Origin of the sequence: Marinobacter sp. (genome assembly GCF_048269445.1) — a bacterium.
Classification (GTDB): domain Bacteria; phylum Pseudomonadota; class Gammaproteobacteria; order Pseudomonadales; family Oleiphilaceae; genus Marinobacter.
In genome coordinates this window covers 40,760-48,639 of sequence record NZ_JBLXIQ010000011.1, presented here as the reverse complement: position 1 = coordinate 48,639, position 7,880 = coordinate 40,760, and the positions used below count along the sequence as shown (strand labels likewise).

The following is a 7,880-nucleotide window of genomic DNA, read 5'->3' as shown; positions in this document are numbered from 1 at the left end:
GATTGGACATTCTTCATGATGGGGGTGGCACTGTGCGTGTATCTCTTCAAAGATGTCTGATCCTGTGGCTCTGCCTGTTTGTGTCCGGGCCTCTTCTGGCGGCGAAATCCACCATAGCCTCCCGTGTCTACTATGATCAGGGCACCTCCCCGGTAGCGTGTAATAGCGCGACGAAGTCTGAGGCGAGGGCGGTTGTTGAAGGTTTCATGGCGGCGGATCCCTTGTGTAATCAGGAGGGCTATTACTGCTGGATAGAAGATGCCCCCAATGAGGGCTGGTCGGCCTCGGACGGATGTTCCATACAAGCCGGGTATGTCACTGCTTTTAGAGATACCGGCTCTTGCCCCGCCTACATGCACGAGAAAAACCACATCACCGGTGAACAGCCCGTTGGCGACTGCGGTTGCGAGCAAGGCTGGACCGATGCCGGCCAAGACGCCCAGCCCCGTTGTCAACTGAATGACCAGCCCCCGGAGGAATGCCAGGAACATGGTCTTGCCCATGATCCGACCAAAGGAACCTGCCAACCCGAATGCGAACACGGCATGCTCAACGGCGCCTGCCTCCCACCCCCCGAAGACGATAACGAATGCAATGCCGGAAGCGACAACTACCGGGGCGAAATCGTCCTGGGCTACGGCAAACCACCCGTCTCCTTCTGCGGGGACATCGACCAGTGCAGCGGCAGTGCTGAAGGCCAGATCGGTATTGTTAACGGGGAAGTCCGTTGCCTGCCCAAAGATTACGGCGTCCCCGAGTGCAAGGGGGACTCCATCTCCGTGGTCGACGACTACGGCTTTGTCTGTGAACCCCTGACCAACAAACCGGAAGAGCCCGACACCCCGGAAGAACCGAACACCGACACCGATGGCGACGGCGAACCCGACGAATACCGCGAAGAAAATGACCCCGAATCGGTCGACAAGGGCCTGGCTAAGGTCGAGAAAGCCATCCAGGACGGCAACGCCAAAACCGACACCTCCAACGAACACCTGGGCAAGATCGAAAACGCCGTCAAGGACATCGCAAAGAACGTCTCCTCCCTGGAACAGATGGGCAAGAACGGCGAACTGGCCGGCGGTGGTGGCTCCTCCGGTTCCGGCGAAGGCCTCAAGAACCCCGACGGCGAGGATTACCTGGGCGACCTGGCCGACATCAAACAGAACACCAAAGACACCGCCGATACCCTGAAAGAAATGAACGATGGCCCCGACGGCGGATACTCCACCGACGGTCTCGGGGATGCCCCCACCTTCGCCGAAAGCAGCGAACGACTGCAGCTGGCCATCACCAACAACCCGACCATCAACGCCGTCACCACCATCCCCACGGTGGCCAGCAACAACACCTGTCCGGTGTGGACCATCCCGGCGACCGACTACTGGCAGGCCATGCCCATTGATAGCCACTGCCAGATCCTGGACGACCATCGCGGCCTGTTGTCCATGCTCTTTGTCGCCGTCTGGACCCTGGCCGCTGTCTTCGTCTTCCTGAGGGCCTGACCATGATCCAGAAACTGATCGACGCACTCATTGATATCGTTCTGTGGATACCGCGCCAGCTCTACGGCCTGCTGGTCGATGCCGTCGAACTCATGCTCACCTGGATACCGGAAATCGACATTGTGGATCTGCAGGGCCTTTTCGATGGTCTTGGCGGCCAGCTCCTGTACTTCCTCACGATCTTCGAATTCGATTACGGCATCACCGCCATGATGACCGCGCTGATGGCTCGCTTCATCCTCCGCAGAATCCCGTTCATCGGGTAAGGGAGGTCAGAGAAAGCCATGTCCATCGTCGGTTACTCAGGCCTGCCCGGCTCCGGCAAGAGTTACGGCGTCGTCGAGAACGTCGTGATCCCGTCCCTGGAAGCCGGAAGACACATCATCACCAACATCCCGCTCAAGCTCGGAAGATTGGCCGACGACTACCCCAGGGGCAAAGTCACGATCTTCAACAACCGGGACGCGGAAGACGACCCGACCTTCTTCGACCTGGAACGCCACCCGGCCGGCGTTATCTGGATCATCGACGAAGCCTGGCGTTTCTGGAAAAGCGGCATGAAGGCCACCAACATCCCGCAATGCCAGAAAGAGTTCTTCACCGAACACCGGCACAACGTAGGGCCTGACGGGCGCACCAACGAAATTGTCCTCGTCACCCAGGACCTCGCCCAGCTCTGCGCCTTCGTGCGGGGCCTGGTGGAAGAAACCTACCGGGCCGTCAAACTCACGGCCATCGGCCAGAAGAACAAATACCGGGTCGATGTCTACATGGGGGCCGCTACCGGCCAGAAGCCCGGCAAACCCATGCGCCAGCTCTACGGCTCCTACAAGCCCGAGATCTACCAGTACTACAAGAGCCACACCCGGAACAAAACCGACTTCGCCGCCGGCATGGAAGAGAAAGCCGACGACCGGGCCAACGTCCTCAAACACCCCTTAATCAAGTTCGGCATTCCGCTGGCGATCCTGATCATGGTCGCCGGTGTCTGGAAAGCCGTTGCCTACTTCAGCCCCGAAGAACACACCGACGAACCAGCACCGGCAACCCAACCAACAACACCAGGTACCAATCAGCAACCGGTCACCGCCACCCGGAGCGCCCAGCTCGCCCAACAAACCCAGGCCGCCAGGGCCAGCCTTGAGGGCAGGGCACCACACCAGGTCAAACACGAAATCGAACCCGGCTGGCTTCCGCTCTCCAACAAGTGGCGGATCGTCGGCGAAGTGAACAACGTTTACTGGATCTGGGGCGAAACCGGCACCCGGAAGATCCATGCCAGAAACTGCGCCAGGTTCCTCAAAACCGGGGAGCCCTTCTGCGTCATCCAGGGCAAGCTCGTGACCTATTACAGCTTCCGGGAACCTGCGCGGACCGATGATGACCGGCAATCCCGGTCTTCGTACCTGGAGTCAGCACTGCCCAGCAAGGAAGGCGACGGCGCGTGAGTGCGAGCGGAGCGACCACCACGCGCCGCGCAGCGGCTTGGAGACGTCCCTGTAACACGTCTCATAGAAAACGACGGTAGTCGATTTTTAACCACTTAGAACCACAGTGAGCCACAGATGAAAATCAGAGACTTCGAAAGACTGGACGTAACCACTGGCGAAATCGGGAAAGGGGACCTCTTCATCGGTCCCGAAGGCCAGCAAGTGAACCTGAATAACGTCAACGTCCTCTGGACCGGTACCGACACTGTAAGACAGCTATTCCAGGGCAGACTCAAACCGGAAATCTTGGCCGACATCGCCACCGAATACGAATCCGGCTATGACGCCACGATCACCATCAAGAAAATTCCGTTCCGCCTCCAGTCCGGCAGACGCGGTGGCTTCAAATACATTCTGCAGAACCGGGAATACGGCCTGACCATCCTGCTTCAGAACTTCTACGCCGAAGCCGACACCCTCGGAACGCACGTGAAGATAGAAACGTCTCCCAGATGGCTCTATGAACGCTCCAGCCAGCAGATCCACGACGAGCTGGCAGAGTGGGGCATGCACTTCCTCACCAACATTAAACCGGTCGGCATCGCCTTACACCTTGCCGTGGACTTCCAGGGCTGGGAACCACCCCAGGACTTCGCCCAACACTTTGTCACCCGCGCCAGAACCATCAGTGTCCATAACGGCATGAGCGACTTCCACTTCCAGGGCATGGAAGGCTCCACAGTGAACGGAAGGGGTGAAACCTACACCTTCGGCAAGGCCAACAGCTTGCAGGTCTGCCTCTACGACAAATCCAAGGAAGTCGACGTCTCCGACAAACGCGCCTTCATGGAGTCCATCTGGGAATGCGCCAGCAACGAAGACTGTTTCCCGGACACCTGCTATGACCCTGACAAACCCGTCTGGCGCCTGGAAATCCGGTTCCATCACCGCATCGTCAACGAGATCTCCCAGGGCACGCCCAACATGAAGCCCATCTACACTTTCATGGACGCGGTACCGCACCTGACCGGCCTCTGGAAATACGCCCTCCAGGGCAATCGCTACGAGGTTAAACGGGAGTGGGTACACCCTATCTGGACCAAACTCCGCGAAGACATCGGGTTCGGCTATTCAGCCCCGGATCTGCTGTACAAACGCGCAAAAAAGGAACCCGGTTGCGGCAACGAAAAGAACGTCTCCCTGGCCTTTGGCAATCTCCTGTCCATATACGCACGCAACCGGTTTAACCCACGTCAGGCCTGGGATTGCCTCAAGAAATCCGGACTCTGGGAGGATTTATGCGCCTACTACCGACGACGGGAGATCTATGAAAACGAGCTGTTCCAGCTCGTCCAGGATGGACTGATAAGACGACGACTGCTGACCAAGGTGGCCGCATGATCAAGAAACTACCGTCGGGACGATGGCAGGTTGATTTGCAGCCCGGTGGGCGAGGGCAGAAGCGCGTAAGGAAATCCTTTGATTCCAAGCCGGAAGCGCTGAGATATGAACGTTGGGTGCTCAACAAATACGAGGCCGGGGAAGACTGGAACCCAAAGCAGGACAAGCGGACTCTCCAGGACCTGGTAAAGCTGTGGTATATCCACCACGGCCATGCACTGAAAGACGGCGAATCACGGAAGAAAAAGCTGGAAGCAACCGTCGAGCGCCTCGGTAATCCAAGGGCCACCAGATTCACGTCTGGTGACTTTGCAGCTTATCGCCTGGTTAGGGTCGATTCCGGAATTTCAGAGAACACTCTGAACCATGAGCAGGCCTATCTCACCGCCGTATTCAACGAGCTGATCCGGCAAGGCCACTGGAAAGGGAAGAGTCCGCTGGAAAAGCTGCGCCGGCTAAAGATCGACGAGTCCGAGCTGGCGTTCCTGGACCAGGAACAAATCGAAAGGCTTCTCGAGGGGTGTAGGGCGTCATCCAATCCATCGGTTTACCATGTGGCTCGTTTGGCCTTGGCTACCGGCGCCAGGTGGTCGGAAGCTGAGTCAGTTAAGCCGTCCGCATTCACCCCTTACCGTGTGACCTACTTCGGCACGAAAAGCGGGAAAAGTCGCTCGGTTCCACTCAGGAAGGATCTATACGAGGAATTGATCGAAAATCTGCCATTTGAGTCCTGCTACAGCGCTTTCAGGTCTGCGCTTGGACGAGCTGGAATCCAGTTACCGAAGGGCCAACTGACTCATATCTGCAGACACACTTTTGCCAGTCATTTCGTAATGAACGGGGGCCACATACTTACTCTTCAAAGGGTCCTGGGGCACTCAGATCTAAAGCTGACCATGCGGTACGCGCATTTAGCCCCAGATTATCTTGATGAGGTTAAGGATAAGGGGCCTTTGATTAGCTGATGGTTATTGGCAAATTTCGGCAAACTTAAACATTTCATCCCGGCCAATGGGAAGAACCCGCCATCTGTATAGTCGCGTAATTGTCACTTCGTTTTCCACTTCGACATCAGCCAGATAGCGAAGCTTGCCGTCACTTAGGAATGCGGAAATAGCGTAGCCAGTCCGTGTTTCTCTGGTATTTACTACGCTGTAATCTTCCCAGCTATTGGCAATACAAAGCATGATATCTTTCGGAGCCTTCGTGCTGGTATGGGTTTCACTGGGTACATCTTCCCGCAGTTGGTTTGGTGTCGTTGAGCATCCAGCGAGAATGATGGTGGCAATGATAGCCAGAAGAATTCCTTTCACAACTTCTCCTTAAAACAGAGTAGGCGAATGATAAGAATTCTAACTATATCAGTGCTACCCAATCGGATAAATGGTCAGTCGTTGACGTTTGGTTGACACGTATGGGAAAGGTTAGGGGTTGGAGTCTTGTAAGTGCTTGAAAAATGGTGGGCCCAGCAGGACTCGAACCTGCGACCAAGGGATTATGAGTCCCCTGCTCTAACCAACTGAGCTATAGGCCCGATCAGCGAACGCTGTTTGGAAGGGTGTTTCCGAAGGGGAAACAAAGCGGGCGCCATTATACCGGTGAGGTGTGGCGCCCGCTACTGTTTGGGCAATTATCCCTGATTACCCTGGTCGTCGATAAAGCCGCGCAGGTGATCAGAGCGTGACGGGTGGCGCAGTTTGCGCAGGGCCTTGGCTTCGATCTGACGGATCCGCTCCCGGGTGACGTCGAACTGTTTGCCAACTTCTTCCAGGGTGTGATCGGTGTTCATCTCGATACCGAAACGCATCCGCAATACCTTGGACTCACGTGCTGTGAGGCCGGCCAGTACCGAGCGGGTGGCTTCACGCAGACCTTCTGCAGTGGCAGAGTCCACTGGGGAGAGAGCCTGGATATCTTCGATGAAGTCGCCCAGATGGCTGTCTTCGTCGTCGCCAATCGGGGTTTCCATGGAGATCGGCTCTTTGGCGATCTTCAGGACCTTGCGAATCTTGTCCTCAGGCATTTCCATGCGCTCTCCAAGCTCCTCCGGCGTGGGCTCCCGGCCCATCTCCTGAAGCATCTGGCGGGAGATGCGGTTGAGCTTGTTGATGGTTTCAATCATGTGCACCGGAATACGGATGGTGCGGGCCTGGTCCGCGATGGAGCGGGTGATGGCCTGACGAATCCACCAGGTGGCGTAGGTCGAGAACTTGTAACCACGGCGGTACTCAAACTTGTCCACCGCCTTCATCAGGCCGATGTTGCCTTCCTGAATCAGGTCTAGGAATTGCAAACCGCGATTGGTGTACTTCTTGGCGATGGAAATAACCAGTCGCAGGTTGGCCTCGACCATTTCCTTCTTGGCACGACGGGCCTTGGCTTCACCAATTGAGACGCGACGGTTGATTTCCTTGATGTCGGCGACGTCCAGATCCACTTCGTTCTGCACGTTCTGGATCCGCTTCTGGAGGCGAACAATTTCGTCAATACGCTCCGAAATCGGCGCTGCATAAGGCTTTTTGCTTCTGGCAATCTTGTCGGCCCAGTCGAGGTTGACCTCGTTGCCAGGGAAGGACTTGATGAAGTCCTTGCGTGGCATTTTGCAGTCGCGAACGCAGATCTGCATGATCGCCCGCTCGTTCTCGCGTACCAGATCGTTGGTGGAGCGAACCACGTTGACCAGTTCATCGAAGGCCTTGTTAGCCAGCTTGAACGGCGCAAACACCTGACCCAGCTCGTTGAGTGCTTGCTGGGTTTTCTTGTCGGACCGACCGTATTTGGCCAGTGCCTTGTTGGCGGCATCCAGTTTATCGTTCAGCAGCTCGAACCGGAGGCGGGTTTCTTCCGGATCGGGTCCGTTGTCGGTTTCTTCTTCCGAGGAGTCGTCGTCATCGTCGGAGGAGGAGTCGGAGTCATCCGAGGTGTCGGTGGTTGTGTCCTCGCCCATGAACGGCTCGGCATCGTCCGGATCCAGAAAACCGGTTACCACGTCGCTGATGCGGCCCTCGTTCTCAATGATGCGGTCGTAGGCCTGACTCACGGTGCCGGTGATGCCGGGGAAGTGGGCGACCGCGGCCATGACATCCCGGATACCTTCCTCGATACGCTTGGCGATGACGATTTCGCCTTCACGGGTCAGCAACTCCACCGTGCCCATTTCCCGCATGTACATGCGAACCGGGTCTGTGGTGCGGCCAGCGTCGGATTCGACTGCAGCGAGGGCAGCAGCCGCTTCGGCAGCCGCGGCTTCGTCGGCCGTGGAATCGCCGTCGGTCATCAGAAGCGTGTCTGCGTCCGGTGCAACTTCAGACACCTGAATGCCCATGTCGTTGATCATGCGAATGATGTCTTCGACCTGATCCGGGTCAGCGATGTCTTCCGGGAGGTGGTCATTTACCTCGGCGTAAGTCAGGTAACCTTGTTCCTTGCCTCGTGCAATGAGGTCTTTCAAACGTGATTTTTGCGAATTGCCTGACATAGACACCCTGTGAACTCGCTTTTCAAAAGGAAAAAAGTGAAACAGCCATTATAGCTGTCGCTCGGTTGC

General features: G+C 56.8%; 7 protein-coding genes and 1 tRNA gene. 5 read left to right on the top strand and 3 right to left on the bottom strand.

Annotated features, from left to right (window positions below):
* The 5 genes from ACN0XM_RS18755 to ACN0XM_RS18735 all read left to right on the top strand — a co-directional run.
* Positions 1-1,502: hypothetical protein (locus ACN0XM_RS18755; protein WP_417568459.1), on the top strand; the 1,502-nt coding region annotated here is incomplete at its 5' end.
* Positions 1,503-1,504: 2 nt separating this feature from the next.
* Positions 1,505-1,768 (top strand): DUF2523 family protein, encoded by a 264-nt coding sequence (locus tag ACN0XM_RS18750; RefSeq protein ID WP_417568458.1) that lies wholly within the window; start codon positions 1,505-1,507, stop codon positions 1,766-1,768.
* Between the two features lie 18 nt (positions 1,769-1,786).
* Positions 1,787-2,950 carry a zonular occludens toxin domain-containing protein gene (locus ACN0XM_RS18745; protein ID WP_417568457.1) on the top strand — a complete coding sequence of 388 codons (1,164 nt, stop codon included), beginning with the start codon at positions 1,787-1,789 and terminating at the stop codon, positions 2,948-2,950.
* Positions 2,951-3,067: 117 nt separating this feature from the next.
* Positions 3,068-4,333: a hypothetical protein gene (locus tag ACN0XM_RS18740; RefSeq protein ID WP_417568456.1), complete on the top strand. Its 1,266-nt coding sequence runs from the start codon at positions 3,068-3,070 to the stop codon at positions 4,331-4,333.
* Complete coding sequence (locus ACN0XM_RS18735) at positions 4,330-5,298, top strand: tyrosine-type recombinase/integrase (RefSeq protein ID WP_417568455.1); 969 nt, start codon at positions 4,330-4,332, stop codon at positions 5,296-5,298. The genes ACN0XM_RS18740 and ACN0XM_RS18735 overlap by 4 nt, the downstream gene beginning before the upstream one ends.
* Positions 5,299-5,301: 3 nt before the next feature.
* Here the strand turns inward: ACN0XM_RS18735 and ACN0XM_RS18730 are convergent, their stop codons facing one another.
* The 3 genes from ACN0XM_RS18730 to rpoD form a co-directional block, all read right to left on the bottom strand.
* Complete coding sequence (locus tag ACN0XM_RS18730) at positions 5,302-5,646, bottom strand: hypothetical protein (RefSeq protein ID WP_417568454.1); 345 nt, start codon at positions 5,644-5,646, stop codon at positions 5,302-5,304.
* Positions 5,647-5,790: 144 nt separating this feature from the next.
* Positions 5,791-5,867, bottom strand: a tRNA-Ile gene (locus ACN0XM_RS18725).
* A gap of 96 nt (positions 5,868-5,963) precedes the next feature.
* Positions 5,964-7,811 (bottom strand): RNA polymerase sigma factor RpoD, encoded by a 1,848-nt coding sequence (gene rpoD / locus ACN0XM_RS18720; protein WP_417568453.1) that lies wholly within the window; start codon positions 7,809-7,811, stop codon positions 5,964-5,966.
* Positions 7,812-7,880 lie beyond the last annotated feature (69 nt).

Bases quoted from the DNA above. Each gene is read 5' to 3' on its own strand.
- ACN0XM_RS18745 (WP_417568457.1), top strand. From the start codon at position 1,787: ATGTCCATCGTCGGTTACTCAGGCCTGCCCGGCTCCGGCAAGAGTTAC.
- ACN0XM_RS18750 (WP_417568458.1), top strand. From the start codon at position 1,505: ATGATCCAGAAACTGATCGACGCACTCATTGATATCGTTCTGTGGATA.
- ACN0XM_RS18735 (WP_417568455.1), top strand. From the start codon at position 4,330: ATGATCAAGAAACTACCGTCGGGACGATGGCAGGTTGATTTGCAGCCC.
- rpoD (WP_417568453.1), bottom strand. From the start codon at position 7,811: ATGTCAGGCAATTCGCAAAAATCACGTTTGAAAGACCTCATTGCACGA.
- ACN0XM_RS18740 (WP_417568456.1), top strand. From the start codon at position 3,068: ATGAAAATCAGAGACTTCGAAAGACTGGACGTAACCACTGGCGAAATC.